The sequence below is a fragment of the Agrobacterium sp. MS2 genome (assembly GCF_003261015.1).
GTDB classification, from domain to species: domain Bacteria; phylum Pseudomonadota; class Alphaproteobacteria; order Rhizobiales; family Rhizobiaceae; genus Agrobacterium; species Agrobacterium pusense.
The window spans coordinates 234848-250713 of the sequence record NZ_QLNF01000084.1 but is presented as its reverse complement, the minus strand read 5'-3'; the positions used below and the strand labels follow the sequence as shown (position 1 = coordinate 250713).

The following is a 15866-nucleotide window of genomic DNA, read 5'->3' as shown; positions in this document are numbered from 1 at the left end:
AAATACATGACGGCACCCGATCGAGACAAGCAAAGCGGTTTGCGGGACGAAGTGCTCGCCGGCGAATATGTGCTGGGTGCCCTGCCGCCGGAAAGCATGGCGGAGCTTGCCAAGCGCGTAAAACGCGACAGGCAGTTCGCGGCCATGGTCAGGCGCTGGCGTGACAATCTGGCGGAAACCGAATATCGCGAAAATGCGACCGTCGCTGCGTTGCTGGAACGGGACCCCCGCCGATCGGGCCTGCCATTCAGGAGCCAGCCGTTGCGGAGTGGCAGCATGTTAGCAGCCATGCTCTCGGAGATATGGCATTCCGTGCGCTTCTGGCGCCTTCTGGCTTTGACGGCGATGCTCTGGACCGCCGTTCTGCTTTTCACCATCGCCTGAGAGGCACGCCTCTCAAAGAGAGATCGTTCTGATGATCTCGGCCCGCAGGTTATCCAGCCCGACTGATTTTTCCGAGGATGTGGCGAGAACTTCCGGATAGGCGGCAGGGCGCTTGCGGATTTTCTCAAGCGTTTCGCCAATCAGCCGCGGCACGCCGGCATCCTTGATCTTGTCCGTCTTCGTCAGCACGATCTGGTAGGACACAGCCGCCTTGTCGAGGAGGGTCAGAACCTCCTCGTCATTCTTTTTCACGCCGTGGCGGGAATCGATCAGCACGTAGACGCGCTTCAGCGTCGCACGGCCGCGGAGGTAATCGAAGACGAGCTTCGTCCAGGCATCGACCTGATCCTTGGGGGCCTGCGCATAACCATAACCCGGCATGTCGACCAACGCCATCGGCGGAAGATCGCCCTCTGCACCGGAGTAACCATCGGGAACGAAATAATTCAGTTCCTGGGTGCGTCCCGGCGTGTTGGAGGTGCGGGCAAGCCCTTTGTGGCCCACCAGCGCATTGATGAGCGAGGACTTGCCGACATTCGAACGACCGGCGAAGGCAATTTCCGGCGGCCCTTCAGGCGGCAGGAATTTCATCGCGGGGACGCCGCGAATGAAAATCCAGGGTCGTCCGAATAGTGGCTTTTCGGTTGCCGCGCCGGTTTCACTCATTTCGATTGCACCGGCTTTCGCTTGAACAGCCCTTTGATGTTATCGAACAACTCGATCTTGGCGCCCTGGCGCTTCATGATGACCGCCTGCTGGGTGATGGAGAGTGTATTGTTCCATGCCCAGTAGATGACCAGACCGGCCGGGAAGGAGGCCAGCATGAAGGTGAAGATCAGCGGCATCCAGTTGAAGATCATCGCTTGCGTCGGATCGGGCGGCGTCGGGTTCATGCGCATCTGCAGGAACATGGTGATGCCCATGACAAGCGGCCAGACACCGATCATCAGGAAGTGCGGCACATCGTAAGGCAGAAGGCCGAAGAGGTTGAACAGCGATGTCGGGTCCGGCGCGGAAAGGTCGTGAATCCAGCCGAAGAACGGCGCGTGCCGCATTTCGATGGTGACGTAGATGACCTTGTAGAGCGCGAAGAAGACCGGAATCTGCAGCAGCATCGGCCAGCAGCCGGCAACAGGATTGATCTTTTCTTCCTTGTAGAGCTGCATCATCGCCTGCTGCATGGCCATGCGGTCATCGCCGTGCTTGGCCTTCAGCTCTTCCATCTTCGGCTGCACGCGCTTCATGTTCGCCATGGAAGCATATTGCTTGCTGGCGAGCGGGAAGAAGAGGGCCTTGACGACGATGGTGGTAAGCAGGATCGCTACGCCGAAGTTACCAAAATAACGGAAGAAGAAATCCATCATTTTGAACATCGGCTTGGTGATGAAGTAGAACCAGCCCCAGTCGATCAGAAGGTCGAACTTCGGAATTGCGTAGGTCGTCTCGTAACGGTCAACCAGCGGCACTTCCTTGGCGCCAGCGAAAACAAGGCTCTTCAGCTCGATCGACTGGCCGGGCTCGACCGTCATCGGGTCGCTCTTGAAATCTGCTTGATAGCTCGGCTGATTGCCGGTGATGTGCGAGTAACGGGTTTCGAATGGCGTCGTCTGGGGCGGAACGATGGCCGCAGCCCAATACTTGTCAGTGATGCCGAGCCAGCCGCCGGTCGCCTTGGCAACCGTTACCGGTGCTTCTTCGACGTCCTTGTACTTTTCTTCCGTCAGGCTGCCGTCTTTGCCCGAAACGCCGAGAAAACCTTCATGGATGACGAAGACCGGAGGAACTGCGGGCTTGTTGTTGCGCGTCACGCGGCCATAGGTGGCGAAGGAGATGGCCGCCTGGCCGGGGTTCTCAACCTTGTCGGCGACCGAGATCATGTAATGCTCGTCGATCGAAACCGTACGGGAGAAAATCACACCCTTGGCATTGGTGTAGGTGAGGGTGACGGGCGTGTTTTCCGTCAGCTTGTCGCCGCTTGCGAGCGTCCAGACGGTGGTCGGACCGGGAACGCCGCCGACTTCCTGCGCTGCAACGTAACCGAGCTCGGTGAAGTAACCGTCCTTGGTGTCAGCGGGCGAGAACAGCGTGATGATCGGGCTCGAGTCATCGACGGTCTCATGGTAGTCCTTGAGCCGGATGTCGTCGAAGCGGGCGCCGGTGAGATTGATCGAGCCGGCGATGGCATTGGTGTCGATGGCCACACGCTGGGTTCTTGCAATCGACTCTTCGCGGGTCGCCGTTGCGGCAGTCTGCGGTGAGGAGGCGGGCGGTGCGCCTTCAACGGCAGCACCTGGTGCGGCGCCCGGCGCCGGCTGCTGTTGCTGCGTGGTCTGCTGCTGCGCCTGGCGGGCCTCTTCGGCGCGGCGCTGCTGCTCGATACGCGGATTCATGTAAAGGAATTGCCAGGCGAGGACGATGACAACCGAAAGGGCTATCGCGATGAAGTAATTGCGGTTCTTTTCCATCATTCTTTCCTGGAGCGGGTCTCCTGGGACCGTTTCGGTTTCGCCGTTCCTTCAATGCGCTCGGCAAGGAGAGACTGAAGTTTCGGGAAGGCCGTATCAAGCACATCCCTGCGGGCGACAATCACATAGTCATGACCGGGCTTCATTGCGACCCCGGCAGAAAGCCTGACGGCTTCCTTCAGACGGCGGCGCATGCGATTTCGCTCGACCGCGTTGCCTTGTCTTTTTGTTACGGTGAAACCGACGCGAGGCTCGGTTTCCGGGGATTTCCGATCAAGCACTTCCAGAAGAAAGGTGCTTCCCCGCCGTTTTTCACCTGCCTGAACGGCAAGAAACTCCGACCGGTTTTTAAGCCGGCCGGGGCTTTTCTTAGTCTCGCTCATGTGCCCACGACTTTCATCGGGCCACAGATCGGCAATTAAGCCGACAGACGAGCGCGGCCGCGCGCACGGCGGGCTGCGAGAACCTTGCGGCCGCCGGCAGTAGCCATGCGGGCACGGAAACCATGACGACGCTTGCGAACAAGCTTGGACGGTTGGTAGGTACGCTTCGACATTTATTTAATACCGCGGTGTGCGGCCCTTCTTGAATTTGCAATTATTTGCAAGAGCGTTTCGTTTTTTGCACGGCTAAACCCGCCTGGGCGAGCTTTCAATGGCCGAGCGTGCGCGGCTTATAAGGGCATAGGCCAAGCAAAGTCAATTGCCGAAGGGGTTTTCGCCCTTCACCTTTTGCGGAAAACGCACCGCGATTTCTCTTGTCGACGACAGATAAGGGCCGATTCCCATCCGCAATCGATAAAATCTGAAATTCTTTCTTAAGGCCGCATTGATAAATCTTGTGACGCGAAAAGTTATGCCAGCTTCCCATTTTCATAGCGCAGCTGGTTTTTGTTGGGGGAACGAAATTGAGAATTCGCGGTCGTATCAATCTACTTGTCGGGCTGATGAGCCTCGTTGCCTGTACCATCGGCGGGCTGTCCATCTATGCGATCAACGAATTCTGGGTTCGGTCGCACCATTTCGAGCAAGCGGCCGAACGGGCTTACAAGGGCGAGGCGCTCAACCGTCTGGTAACGGCAGTCGTCATGGAGGCGCGTGGCATCTATGCAGCGGCGGACATTGCTGCGGCCGCACCCTTTGCCGACGGCATGGTCAAGAACCTCGACGCCATGGACAAGCTCATTACCAGCTGGGCACCGCTCGTGCCGGCGGAACAGAAGGCTGGTTTCGACAAGCTTGCCGGCCGCTCGAAGGAATTCCGGACTTTCCGCCTGGAGACCGTCCGGCTGGCTAAGGAAAGCGGGCCGCAGGCGGCGAGCCAGCAGGGCAACAACGAAGCAAACCGCGCCAATCGCAAGGCCTATCAGGCGGAGATCGACAGTATCGTGAAAAACGACATTGCCGAGCTTGAAGTCGTCAAGGCGGGGGTCGACGCTTTCAGCACTGCCATATTCTGGGTAATTGTCGCGGTGACTGTCGCCGGCGTGGGGGCGGGGGCTGCTTTCGGCCTCTATATCGGAACGCGTCAACTGAGTGCGCCGATCCGCCGGGTATCCCAAGTCATGAGCGAGGTGGCCGACGGAAATCTGGATGCGGCAGTTCCCTACCTTGGGCGCAAGGACGAGATCGGCGAAATGGCCGCGGCCGTCGAGGTCTTCAAGACCAATGGCCGCGAAGTGCGCCGCATGAACGCTCAGGAATCCGCCATGCGGGCCAAGAGTGACGACCTGCAGGCCGGCATGGCCGTTGTCGTCGATGCCGCCGCCGCAGGGGATTTCAGCCGCCGTATCAACAAGGATTATGGCGACGACAACCTCAACCGTTTCGCAGCCACGATCAACGCCCTGCTCATCGGCGTGGACAATGGTGTCTCCGAGACCAGCCGAGTCATCGAAGGTCTTGCGCGGGGCGATCTGACGGAGAAGATGGATGGCGAGTTCCGCGGCGTGTTCGCCGAACTCCAGTCGAACGTCAACCAGACGCTGGCCAAGCTGCGGGAAACAATGCGCGAAGTGCGCAGCAGCACGGAGGGTATCAGCGGTAATGCCGGCGAATTGCGCTCGGCCGCCGATGATCTTTCCAGGCGAACGGAACAGCAGGCCGCGGCGCTCGAGGAAACATCCGCCGCTCTGGACGAGATCACTGCCGTCGTCCGAAATTCCACCGACCGCGCCCAGGAAGCCAGCGCCATGGTGGCTGAAACCAAGCAGAAGACCGAAGAATCCGCCAATGTCGTACGCGATGCCGTTTCGGCGATGGACCGTATCGAGCATGCGTCGCGGGAAATCAGCCAGATCATCAATGTTATTGATGAAATCGCCTTCCAGACCAATCTCCTTGCCCTGAATGCGGGCGTGGAAGCGGCCAGGGCCGGCGAGGCAGGCAAGGGTTTTGCAGTCGTCGCTCAGGAAGTGCGCGAGCTCGCACAGCGCTCGGCAACGGCGGCCAAGGACATCAAGGCGCTGATCACCAAGTCCGGTGAGGAAGTCGGGCGCGGGGTATCGCTGGTCCAGAGAACCGGCAGCGCTTTGAGTGAGATCGAAACGCGCGTCCTGGCGATCAACGAGCATATCCACTCCATAGCTACCGCGGCGAAGGAACAGTCCACAGGCCTGCACGAGGTGAATACGGCCATTAACCAGATGGATCAGGTTACACAGCGTAATGCCGCCATGGTGGAGGAAACCTCGGCCGCAACCCATAAGCTCAGCAGCGAGGCGGACCATCTTGTCACGCTGGTGACCCGCTTCAATGTCGGCGCGGATGGTGTTCAGCGGAACCTTCGCGCCGAGACCGTGTCGCGTCCGGCCCGCGCCGCGCAGCCCATGCGGCCCGTTGCAGTGTCAGACAGAACGACGGCGGTGGCTTCTCCGGCGCGCAAATTGATGAACAGCGTCAGCCGGGCACTCAGCGCTCAGCCAGCCGTAGCGCCGGCGCAGGGGGACTGGCAGGAATTCTGACGGGGTTACCTGATAACTAAGCCGCTTCTTGCTTCAGACGCCGCCTTGTGGCGGCGTTTGTTTTATTGCGATGAAAACCTTGCGTCGCAGCGCATTGGAAAAAAATCCGTTAGGTCCTATTATCGTTGGTGCATATAAACCGAGCCGTTCAACCGAAGCGGCGGCGCGCATACAGGATCAGGGCCCGGTGTTTTCTAAAGGCGTAGACAGCTTGGACCGCACGGAAGACAATCCGGCGCACGGCATGCCGGGATTGACTGCCGGTCTTTCCGGGCGGCTGCTGTTGCTCACGGTCATTTTTGTCATGATCGCGGAAGTGCTCATCTTCGTGCCTTCCGTCGCCAATATGCGCCTGTCCTGGTTGCGGGATCGTCTGAATACGGCTGCCGCGGCCGGCGCGGTGATTGACGGACTGCAGGCCGAATTGCCGCGAAGTGTGCAGAACGATACCCTGATGGCGACAGGGGCAAAACTGATAGCCCTGCGCAAGGACGGTACGTCGCGGCTGCTGGCGGCTGCGGAAACCCCGCCCGGCGTCGATGAGCAATATGATCTTTCCGATGTGTCGCAGGTGGCCGCAGTACGCGATGCCTTTTCCACCCTGCTGTTCGGCGGTAACCGCGTCATCCGCGTTTTCGATGTCGTTGGCGACAGCGACACCATCATCGAACTGGTGCTGGGCGAGAACAAGCTCAGGGCTGCCATGCTGGCCTATGCCCGCAATGTGTTCCTCATTTCCATCGTTCTGTCGCTGATCACCGCCGGCCTCATTTTCATCTCCATCAACCGCATCATGATACGGCCGATACGCCGGCTGACGCTCGGCATGCAGAATTTTTCGGAAGATCCTGGCAACCCGGAGCGGATTTTCGTGCCGGAGGAGGGAACGGACGAGCTGGCCGTTGCCGGGCGTCATCTCGCCGATATGCAGACGGAACTGCAGAAAACGCTGCGGCAACAGAAAAACCTCGTGGATCTCGGCCTCGCCGTCTCGAAGATAAACCACGACATGCGCAACATCCTCTCATCCGCGCAGTTGATGTCTGACCGTCTGGTGGACGCAAAAGACCCGATGGTGCGAAGCTTCGCGCCGAAACTGCTGCGTACCATCGACCGTGCCGTTGCCTATACCGGCGAAGTTCTGGCCTATGGCCAGGCGACGGAAGGTGCGCCGAAACGCAAGATGGTGCAGTTGAGCCTTCTGGTGCGGGACGTGCGCGATATCCTGGCGCTGGAGCCGGACAGCGGTATTGAATTCCGCGACAGCGTGCCCGCGGAGTTGACGGTGGATGCGGATTCGGAGCAGCTATTCCGGGTAATCCACAATCTGTGTCGCAATGCCGTCCAGGCCCTGCAATCCGATGCCGCCAATGCCGCGCCGAGGTATCTTTCCATCTCGGGCCAGAGGGCCGGCAGCGTCGTCAGCATCGTGATCGACGATAACGGTCCGGGTATGCCGCGGAAGGCCAAGGAGAACCTGTTTTCCGCCTTCAGGGGCTCGGCCCGTTCCGGCGGCACCGGGCTCGGCCTGGTCATCGCCCGCGAACTGGTGCTGGCCCACGGCGGCACCATCGCGCTTGTCGAGAAGCCGGGCCCCGGCACGCAGTTCCGCATCGAAATCGCCGATCGCGCCACGACGGTGCAGGCGGCCAGAACCGCCTGAAAGACCCCCACCCGGATAGTCCAGCGCAGCCTTCATACCCGCTGGATGATATGCGGCTCACGCGCTCTCGAAAACGCACGTTTAGGAATGTCGTTTATTTTCAATGCGATAATTGAATTGCTGCGGAAAAATGACAATTTCGAAGCAAAATCGCTTGCAATCGGAATGAGGACGTTTTAGAGGATCGCCACGCCACCGGAAACGACCGGAACGGCACGCACCCGTAGCTCAGCTGGATAGAGCACCAGACTACGAATCTGGGGGTCAGGAGTTCGAATCTCTTCGGGTGCGCCATTTCCTTTCTTAAAAACAAGCATTGAAACACGCGATATTTCTAGCCTCGTATGCGGCTTGGATGAGCAAGTCCGTTCCGCCAGATTCCTCGGCCCCTCTGGCACGCGGCAGGACCGAACGAATTCCACACATCCCGAATATATGTTAAAATCATCCGATCGTCAGATGGCTCGGGGTGAAAGCCATGTTGGAAGCGGATAAGGTATTTGCGGGGTCGATCCCGGAAAATTACGACCGCTATATGGTGCCGTTGATTTTCGCACCTTTCGCCACTGATCTGGCGCGGCGGGCGGCGGCCTTGATGCCGGTTGATATTCTGGAGGTCGCTGCGGGAACCGGCGCCGTCACGCGCGAACTCACGTCCCGATTATTGCCTGCCGCCAGCTATGTGGTGACCGATCTCAATCAGCCTATGCTCGACTTTGCCGCGTCGCAGCAGGCACCGGATCACCGCATAAAATGGCAACAGGCCGATGCCCAGCTCCTGCCTTTTGCAAGCGCTGTTTTTGATCTTGTCTTCTGTCAGTTCGGCGCAATGTTTTTTGGTGATCGGCCGTCGGCCTATCGCGAGGCAAAGCGGGTACTGAAGCCCGGCGGGCATTATTTATTCAATGTCTGGGATCGCATCGGGGAAAACCACTTCGCCGATGAAGTGACAAACGCGTTGGCGCGCCTGTTTCCCGATGATCCACCCCGCTTCCTGGCACGCACCCCGCATGGTTATCATGATGTGGCCGCGATCCGTCGCGAACTGGAGGACGCGGGGTTTTCGCGGGTGACGATCGAGACGGTGGCGGCGCAAAGTCGGGCCGCTTCGCCCCGTGTTCCGGCGGTCGCTTATTGCCAGGGAACGGTTCTGCGCACGGAAATCGAGGCAAGGGCCCCCGGAACACTGGATGCTGCGACAGATTACGTCACCGCAGCCATTGAAGCCCGCCATGGCAGCGGTGAGGTTACCGGCAAAATTCAGGCGCATGTGATTCTCGCCGCATTATAAGTCTGCGCCCCCAGCGATTTTCGGTTCACGGACAAGCGCGGAAATGCCCATCAATATTAGTGGTTTTGAGTAAAGGCCTATTCATCGCGGTTTCCGATTGTCCGAGATTTCCGGGCTTTCGCGTGTCATCGAACTTTCCTCAAACCTTCGTCATATTGTCATACAATATAAGCATATGCGCTTCAGAAAAGGAGCGCAGAATGACGCCACAATCACTTGAACTTTCGGGCATCGGCAAAGGCTTCGGCGCCGACGATGTTCTGAAAGAGATCGATCTTTCCATCCGCCCCGGAGAGTTTTTGTCCCTGGTGGGCATGTCGGGCTGTGGCAAGTCCACGCTGCTGCGCATCATAGCGGGGCTCGAAACGCCGGATCGCGGTTCGGTGTCCATCGGCGGACAGGATGTGACCGAGATCGATCCGAGCGACCGTAATCTCGCGATGGTGTTCCAGTCCTACGCCCTTTATCCGCATATGAGCGTGCGCCAGAACATCGCGACGCCGCTTAGGATGCGGCGTTTGCCCTTTGCCGCGCGGCTACCGCTGATCGGGCGGTTTGCGGCCCCGGCCGAAACGGTGAGAGAGATCGAAGCAGCCGTCGAGCAGGCGGCCGAGACGCTGCAGATCGCGCATCTGCTGGATCGCAAGCCGGCGCAGCTTTCCGGCGGCCAGCGTCAGCGTGTTGCGCTTGCCCGGGCACTGGTGCGTTCGCCGGCCGCCTTCCTCATGGACGAACCGCTCTCCAATCTTGATGCGAAGCTTCGCGCCCACATGCGCGAAGAGCTGGCCGGCCTGCACCGGCGGCTCGGCGCAACTTTCATCTATGTCACCCATGACCAGATCGAAGCCATGACGATGTCCGATCGTATCGCGTTGATGTCTGAAGGTCGTATCGAGCAGCTCGGCACGCCGGATGAACTCTACCGCAAACCCGCCACGCTCACCGTCGCGCGCTTCATCGGGACGCCCTCCATCAATCTGCTGCCGGTCGAAATCGCCGCCAGCGGCAAGGTGACGGCTTTCGCCCGGGATCTTGGTCTCGAAGCCGCGGGCCGCGACGCCGGTCCCGCAACGCTTGGTCTTCGCGCAGAGGATCTGCGTCCCGGCGCGGAAGGTTTGGCCGTGCGCGTGGTCCGCAGCGAAACCCATGGCGCAGACCGCTTCGTGAGTTGCCGTCTTTTAAGTGATGAGACGGTGGCCATAACCCTGCGACAGGGTGCCGGCGAAACGCTTGGCGCTGATGCGGATGGCGTCATGACCCTCGGTTTTGTGCCGGAGCGCGCGCATCTTTTCGCCGCCGATGGTCTCCGCCGCAAGGTGACCGTTCGCGAGCAGGTGCCGGCATGACGGCGGTTGATTTTTCTGGCGCGGCGCGTGCCAGCGCTCGCCCGCGGCTTTCAAAGGCCAACCGGCGGATGATCCGGCGCGGCCTGATCTTTGCGGCACCCGCAAGCTTGCTGCTTCTGGCGATCTATATCGTGCCGATGCTCGTTCTCGCCGGTTTTTCCGTCACGGATTATCAGCTTGGCGCGCTGTCCACGCGCTTTGTGGGGCTGGGAAATTTCGTCAAGGCGTTTCAGGATCCGGTTTTCCTGCGTGCCTTGACGAATACGGCTATCTACGCTGCCATCGTCATTCCCTTCGGCGTGTTTCTGGCGCTCGGCGTAGCCTTGCTTGTCTATAATCGCAAGCGCAGCCGCGCCTTCTGGGAAGTAGCTTACTTCCTTCCGGTCACCGCAACGCTGGTGGCCATGGCGACCGTTTGGCAATTCCTGCTCCATCCATCTCTCGGCCCGGTGAATGCGGCGATCAAGTGGATGGGCTTCGAGCCCGTCGCTTTCCTCTCCAACCCCGTTCTCCTTATCCCTACCATGGCGCTGATGGGCGTCTGGCAGATACTCGGCTTCAACATGGTGCTGTTCCTTGCCGGTCTCACCGCCATTTCGAAGGATTTGCACGAGGCGGCGCGTCTCGATGGCGCCAAGAACCCGGTGGACCGCTTCCTGACGGTGACATGGCCGATGCTCGGACCGACGACCATGTTCGTTGTGGTCACCACCTCCATCTCGGCCTTTAAGGTGTTCGAGACGGTGGCAGTGCTGACCAAGGGCCGTTTCGGATCGGAGACGTTGCTGTTCGATCTCTATCTCGAAGGTTTTGAGTATTCCAACACCGGTTATGCCGCCGCGCTGACGGTGATCTTCCTCGCAATCGTACTGGTGCTTTCGATCGGCCAGACGCTGCATATGGACCGGAAGGTGCATTATTGATGGCCGCACTCCGCAAATATCTTCCGCATCTTGTGTTGGCGCTCGGCGCTTTCCTGATGCTCCTGCCGTTCTACTGGATGGTGCTGACGTCAATCCGTTCGCCGGCGGAAATATTCAACGTTTCGCTCTGGCCGATCCCGGAGAAATTCGACGCGGCCGATAATTACACCCGCGCAGCCGGGCAAGTGCCCATGGCACGCTTCATGCTCAATGGCGTCATCGTCTGCTTCGGTATTCTTTTCGTCCAGATACTGACATCTGTGCCGGCGGCCTACGCTCTGGCGAAACTGCGGTTCCCGGGCCGCAAGCTGCTTCTTGGCCTGGTCGTCGCCGCGCTCTGCGTCCCCATCCAGGCCCTTGCCCTGCCGCTTTTCGTCGGTCTGGCAAAGACGGAGCTGCTGAACACGTATTTCGCGATGATGATGCCCTTCTTTCTCTCCGTCTTCGCCATCTTCCTGTTCAATCAGTCCTTCCGCAGCTATCCGGATGAAATCATCGAAGCGGCACGCATGGACGGCTTCTCTGAAATGGAGATCTGCTGGGGGCTTGTGCTGCGTGGTTCGCTGCCTTCACTCGCCGCCTTCTCGGTCTTTTCGCTCGTCGCCCACTGGAACGACCTTTATTGGCCGATGATCGTTATCTCTGACACCAATCTCGCGCCACCGCCGCTTGGCATGATGTTTTTCGCCGATGTTGAATCCGGCGCAAATTACGGCGCGCTGATGGCGGGCGCGACACTGATTACCGCGCCGATGGTGCTGTGCTTCCTCCTGGCACGGCGGCATTTCATCGCCGGTATTACCATGACCGGCGTCAAGTGACGCCGTTCAGACTTCCTCCTCCCAACCTCTCTGGAGACTGACATGAAACTCAACCGACGCGCTGTGATGGGCGGTCTGGCCCTTGGCATGGCTTTTGCGGGCCTCGCTCAGCCGGTTTTCGCCAACGAAATCACGCTCAATGTTCTCTACAACCTGCCGGGCTTCACGAAATTCCATCAGCCGCTGGCCGATGAATTCATGAAGAAGAACCCGGACGTGAAGATAAACTTCCTCGCTCCGGCTGCCGGTTATAACGAAGGCCAGCAGCAGGTTCTGCGCTCTGCCGTTACCGGTAATCTGCCCGACGTTTATTTCTCGGGCTACAATCTGACGGCGGAACTGGTGCACACGCTCGCACCGCGTAACCAGATCACCGATCTCGGCCCGTTCATTCAGGCTGAAGGCGGTCAGGCGTTCCTCGACAAGAACTACAGCCCGAAGATGGCGGCACTCGGCCAGATCGACGGCAAGCAGTATGGTCTGCCGGTCAACGCTTCCTCGCCGATCATCTACATCAACTCGGACCTCGTCACCAAGGCCGGCGGCGACCCGGACAAGATGCCGACGACCTTTGCGGAGCTCATCGCTCTTGCCAAGAAGATCAAGGCTCTCGACCCCAAGTTTGCTGGCATGAGCTACGATATCAACGGCTGGCCGGATGACTGGCTGTGGCAGGCGCTCATCGTCGAACAGGGCGGCAAGCTCGTTGACGAGAAGGCCAAGACCGTTGCCTTCGACAACGAGATCGGCCTCAACGCCCTGAAGATGACCCGCCAGTTCGTCACCGAAGGTGGCCAGAACCTGCTCGATTGGGACCAGTCCCGCCAGCAGTTCGGTGCAGGCCTCACCGGCTTCATCTTCTCGACGCCCGCTCACGTTCAGACGATCCAGGGCCTGGTTGGCGATCGCTTCAAGCTGAAGACGGCGACCTTCCCGCTGGACAACAAGGAAGAGGGCGGCGTTCCGACCGGCGGTAACTCTGCCGTTATCCTGACGCAGGACAAGGCCAAGCAGGATGCTGCCTGGAAATACCTGAAGTGGATCACCGGTCCGGAAGCGCAGAACACCATCGTTCGCATCACCGGTTACCTGCCGACCAACAAGCTGGCAACCGGCCCGGACTTCCTCGCTCCTTATTACGTCGAGAACCCGAATGTGAAAACCGCTTCGCTTCAGGCTGACCGTTCTCTGCCCTGGGCCGGTTACCCCGGTGGCGATTCCGTCCGCATCTGGCGCACCCAGCGCGATATCATCGGCACCGTCATGCGCGGTGAGGTGACGCCGGAAGCCGGTCTCAAGCAGATCGTCGAGCAGACCAACGCCCTGCTGAAATAATCAGCACCATCGAGAGGCTGCGGGAAATCCGTTCCCGCAGCCATTTTGCGCAGGAAGCCCCAAATGAAGATTATCCAGATCACCGATACCCATCTTCTGCTGCCCGGCGTCGCCATAAATGGCGTCGACCCGGAAAAGCAGCTGCGCGCGGCAATCGCCGATATCGTTGAAAAACACGCCGACGCCGATCTTCTTGTCATGACGGGCGATCTTTGCAATTACGGTGAGCCGGAAGCCTATGAGCTGCTGCGCGGCATCCTCGCGTCGGTCTCCATGCCGGTGCGGCTGATGCTCGGCAATCACGATCGCCGCCCGGAATTCGTGGCCGCCTTTCCCGAACAGCCGCGCGACGATAACGGTTACATCCAGTCCTTCATCGACACCGATTTTGGTCGTTTACTGTTTCTGGACAGCCATGAAGCCGATGTCATAGGCGGCATGTATGGTGAGGATCGTCTGGCATGGCTGGAGAGCGCGCTGGAAAGCGCGGGCGAGTTGCCCGTGACGGTTTTCATTCACCACCCGCCGATGGATTGTGGCATCCGCCATTTTGAACATATCGGCATGCATGATGACGGGGCTGTCATGCGCCTGCTCGCCGCTCACCCGGCCGGTGTGCGTCACATTATCTTTGGCCATATCCATGTGCCGATGGCAGGCACGACGGCCGGAGGCATCGCTTATAGTTCCGGTCAGGCCTGCGCGCATCGCTTTATCACTGATATCGACGTCGTCGATCCCCTGTGGACGGGCGGCAATCCCTGTTACCGGGTCATAAGCCTCGGTGCGTTCGGCCTGCGTGCCTATGATGTGGAAGTGGGGCAGGTCGTGCTTGGGCGGGCGCCTGTCTGCGAAGGCCCCTGACGAGTTGCTTTTTCCTCACTGCGATGACGCGAAGTGGGCTCGTCACTCCTCGCCGGTCACGGCGTAACGGAAGTCTCCTGCCGATCGCAGGGCCGGTATGGTGTGAGGGACTGCCAGCCTGTCGCGCCAATGCGTCACTTATTGTCGCTGAACGGGATTTGATACGCAGAAGTGATGGTTCCCTTCTTGCCCTTGATCTATGTCAGTTTCATCGATGAAATTGCACGCCATAGTCGCCGAATAGGTGGCCAGCCGAATGCCGTGCCATCGTGATTGCAGATCATGGAGAAGTGCATGCTTGAAAAGCGTATTCGCAACGCGTCCCTTTTGAACCGGATCGTCAGTGCCGAAGAGGCCGCCAGTCTCATTCGGGATGGCATGACTGTGGGCATGAGTGGCTTCACGCGTGCCGGCGAGGCCAAGGCGGTGCCGCTGGCGCTGGCGGAGCGTGCCAAGCTGCATCCCATGAAAATCACCCTGATGACGGGGGCATCGCTGGGCAATGATCTCGACAAGACCATGGTCGAGGCGGGCATGCTGGCGCGTCGCATGCCGTTCCAGTCCGATCCGGCTTTGCGCAAGGCGATCAATGACGGCAAGGTCATGTTCATTGACCAGCATCTCTCCGAGACCGTCGAGCAATTGCGCGGTGGTCAGATTCACGGCGTCGATATCGCCATCGTTGAAGCCGTGGCGATCACGGCTGAAGGTGGCATCGTGCCCACCACCTCCGTTGGCAATTCCGCGAGTTTCGCCATCCTGGCCGATAAGGTCATCGTCGAGATCAACCTGTCCCAGCCCGAGGTGCTGGAGGGGCTGCACGACATCTTCATTCCCGCAAAACGTCCGACCCGCATGCCCATCCCGGTGGTGGCGACGGATAGCCGCGTTGGACTGCCCTTCATTCCGGTGCCGCCGGAAAAGATCGCCGCTATTGTCCTGAGTGACAAGAGCGACAGCTTCTCGACAGTGCTGCCGCCGGATGATGAAACCAGGGCCATTGCCGGCCACCTCACTGAATTCCTGCTGAAAGAGGTGCGTCAAGGCCGTATGACCCACGAACTTCAGCCGCTTCAGGCCGGCATCGGCACGATCGCCAATGCTGTGATGCACGGTTTCATTGATACGCCGTTTCACGATCTCAAAATGTATTCGGAGGTACTGCAGGACTCCACATTCGAACTTTTCGATGCGGGCAAGCTGACTTTCGCGTCGGGTTCGTCGATCACCTTGTCCTCCGCCATGAATGAGCGGGTCATGCCGCGTCTGGCCGAATATAAAAGCAGGCTCATTCTGCGCCCGCAGGAGGTCAGCAATCATCCCGAAGTTATCCGTCGCCTCGGTATCATCGGCATCAACACGGCGCTGGAATTCGATATTTACGGAAACGTCAATTCGACCCATGTCGGGGGAACGCATATGATGAACGGCATCGGCGGCTCGGGGGATTTTGCCCGTAACGCCTATATGTCCATCTTTGTCACCAAGTCTATCGCCAAAGGCGGCGCCATATCGAGCGTCGTTCCCATGGTCAGCCATGTCGATCACACTGAACATGATGTCGATATCCTCGTGACCGAGACGGGCCTTGCCGACCTTCGTGGCCTTGCGCCTCGTGAACGCGCGGCGGTCATCATCGAGAACTGCGTGCATCCGGCCTATCGTGATGCGCTGACGGACTATTTCCAGCGGGCAGTCTCGCGGGGAGGGCACACACCGCATCTCATCGAAGAAGCGCTATCGTGGCATGGCGCCCTGCGTGAAAGGGGCACCATGCTGCCGCAGAAATAGCGGCGGACCAGGAAACCAGCC

The 15866-nt window shown here is 59.4% G+C and carries 14 protein-coding genes and 1 tRNA gene; 11 read left to right on the top strand and 4 right to left on the bottom strand.

Annotated features, from left to right (window positions below; genetic code table 11):
* Window positions 1-6 precede the first annotated feature (6 nt).
* On the top strand, window positions 7-384 hold the full coding sequence (locus DOU54_RS21330) for a hypothetical protein (RefSeq protein WP_113380979.1): 378 nt from the start codon (window positions 7-9) through the stop codon (window positions 382-384).
* Between the two features lie 12 nt (window positions 385-396).
* Here the strand turns inward: DOU54_RS21330 and yihA are convergent, their stop codons facing one another.
* Genes yihA through rpmH form a run of 4 tightly spaced genes read right to left on the bottom strand, consistent with a single transcriptional unit; the run spans window position 397 to window position 3405 of the window.
* Window positions 397-1050, bottom strand: a complete 654-nt coding sequence (gene yihA / locus DOU54_RS21325) for a ribosome biogenesis GTP-binding protein YihA/YsxC (protein ID WP_004439676.1) — start codon at window positions 1048-1050, stop codon at window positions 397-399.
* On the bottom strand, window positions 1047-2849 hold the full coding sequence (gene yidC, locus DOU54_RS21320; protein ID WP_004439678.1) for a membrane protein insertase YidC: 1803 nt from the start codon (window positions 2847-2849) through the stop codon (window positions 1047-1049). The genes yihA and yidC overlap by 4 nt, the downstream gene beginning before the upstream one ends.
* Entirely contained in the window at window positions 2849-3232 is a 384-nt protein-coding gene (gene rnpA / locus DOU54_RS21315) for a ribonuclease P protein component (RefSeq protein WP_004439680.1), read from the bottom strand. Before rnpA ends, yidC begins: the two co-directional genes overlap by 1 nt.
* Window positions 3233-3267: 35 nt before the next feature.
* A complete protein-coding gene (gene rpmH / locus DOU54_RS21310) occupies window positions 3268-3405 on the bottom strand; it encodes a 50S ribosomal protein L34 (protein ID WP_003493611.1) in 138 nt (45 codons plus the stop codon).
* A 351-nt stretch (window positions 3406-3756) separates the two neighbouring features.
* Here rpmH and DOU54_RS21305 point away from each other — a divergent pair, with 351 nt between their 5' ends.
* From DOU54_RS21305 to scpC, 10 genes are all read left to right on the top strand, one after another.
* Window positions 3757-5811, top strand: a complete 2055-nt coding sequence (locus DOU54_RS21305) for a methyl-accepting chemotaxis protein (RefSeq protein ID WP_112555943.1) — start codon at window positions 3757-3759, stop codon at window positions 5809-5811.
* A gap of 244 nt (window positions 5812-6055) precedes the next feature.
* Window positions 6056-7474, top strand: coding sequence for an ATP-binding protein (locus tag DOU54_RS21300; protein ID WP_006698926.1), 1419 nt, complete (start codon window positions 6056-6058; stop codon window positions 7472-7474).
* Between the two features lie 217 nt (window positions 7475-7691).
* Window positions 7692-7768, top strand: a tRNA-Arg gene (locus tag DOU54_RS21295).
* Between the two features lie 184 nt (window positions 7769-7952).
* Window positions 7953-8765, top strand: coding sequence for a class I SAM-dependent methyltransferase (locus DOU54_RS21290; protein ID WP_112555941.1), 813 nt, complete (start codon window positions 7953-7955; stop codon window positions 8763-8765).
* A gap of 200 nt (window positions 8766-8965) precedes the next feature.
* Window positions 8966-10111, top strand: a complete 1146-nt coding sequence (locus DOU54_RS21285) for an ABC transporter ATP-binding protein (protein WP_072493935.1) — start codon at window positions 8966-8968, stop codon at window positions 10109-10111.
* A complete protein-coding gene (locus tag DOU54_RS21280; RefSeq protein ID WP_113380904.1) occupies window positions 10108-11034 on the top strand; it encodes a carbohydrate ABC transporter permease in 927 nt (308 codons plus the stop codon). The genes DOU54_RS21285 and DOU54_RS21280 overlap by 4 nt, the downstream gene beginning before the upstream one ends.
* Entirely contained in the window at window positions 11034-11855 is an 822-nt protein-coding gene (locus DOU54_RS21275) for a carbohydrate ABC transporter permease (RefSeq protein ID WP_045532917.1), read from the top strand. Before DOU54_RS21280 ends, DOU54_RS21275 begins: the two co-directional genes overlap by 1 nt.
* Window positions 11856-11897: 42 nt before the next feature.
* Window positions 11898-13190 carry an ABC transporter substrate-binding protein gene (locus DOU54_RS21270; RefSeq protein WP_072493937.1) on the top strand — a complete coding sequence of 431 codons (1293 nt, stop codon included), beginning with the start codon at window positions 11898-11900 and terminating at the stop codon, window positions 13188-13190.
* A 63-nt stretch (window positions 13191-13253) separates the two neighbouring features.
* Window positions 13254-14054, top strand: coding sequence for a phosphodiesterase (locus DOU54_RS21265; RefSeq protein WP_113380905.1), 801 nt, complete (start codon window positions 13254-13256; stop codon window positions 14052-14054).
* 294 nt (window positions 14055-14348) lie between these two features.
* The gene (gene scpC / locus DOU54_RS21260; RefSeq protein ID WP_113380906.1) at window positions 14349-15845 is read left to right on the top strand and encodes a succinyl-CoA:acetate CoA-transferase ScpC; all 1497 of its coding nucleotides are present in this window, start codon (window positions 14349-14351) and stop codon (window positions 15843-15845) included.
* The last annotated feature ends 21 nt before the right edge of the window (window positions 15846-15866 follow it).

Coding starts and splice junctions, on each gene's coding strand:
- DOU54_RS21330 (WP_113380979.1), top strand. CDS start 7: ATGACGGCACCCGATCGAGACAAGCAAAGCGGTTTGCGGGACGAAGTG.
- yihA (WP_004439676.1), bottom strand. CDS start 1,050: ATGAGTGAAACCGGCGCGGCAACCGAAAAGCCACTATTCGGACGACCC.
- yidC (WP_004439678.1), bottom strand. CDS start 2,849: ATGGAAAAGAACCGCAATTACTTCATCGCGATAGCCCTTTCGGTTGTC.
- rnpA (WP_004439680.1), bottom strand. CDS start 3,232: ATGAGCGAGACTAAGAAAAGCCCCGGCCGGCTTAAAAACCGGTCGGAG.
- rpmH (WP_003493611.1), bottom strand. CDS start 3,405: ATGTCGAAGCGTACCTACCAACCGTCCAAGCTTGTTCGCAAGCGTCGT.
- DOU54_RS21300 (WP_006698926.1), top strand. CDS start 6,056: ATGCCGGGATTGACTGCCGGTCTTTCCGGGCGGCTGCTGTTGCTCACG.
- DOU54_RS21290 (WP_112555941.1), top strand. CDS start 7,953: ATGTTGGAAGCGGATAAGGTATTTGCGGGGTCGATCCCGGAAAATTAC.
- DOU54_RS21285 (WP_072493935.1), top strand. CDS start 8,966: ATGACGCCACAATCACTTGAACTTTCGGGCATCGGCAAAGGCTTCGGC.
- DOU54_RS21280 (WP_113380904.1), top strand. CDS start 10,108: ATGACGGCGGTTGATTTTTCTGGCGCGGCGCGTGCCAGCGCTCGCCCG.
- DOU54_RS21275 (WP_045532917.1), top strand. CDS start 11,034: ATGGCCGCACTCCGCAAATATCTTCCGCATCTTGTGTTGGCGCTCGGC.
- DOU54_RS21270 (WP_072493937.1), top strand. CDS start 11,898: ATGAAACTCAACCGACGCGCTGTGATGGGCGGTCTGGCCCTTGGCATG.
- DOU54_RS21265 (WP_113380905.1), top strand. CDS start 13,254: ATGAAGATTATCCAGATCACCGATACCCATCTTCTGCTGCCCGGCGTC.
- scpC (WP_113380906.1), top strand. CDS start 14,349: ATGCTTGAAAAGCGTATTCGCAACGCGTCCCTTTTGAACCGGATCGTC.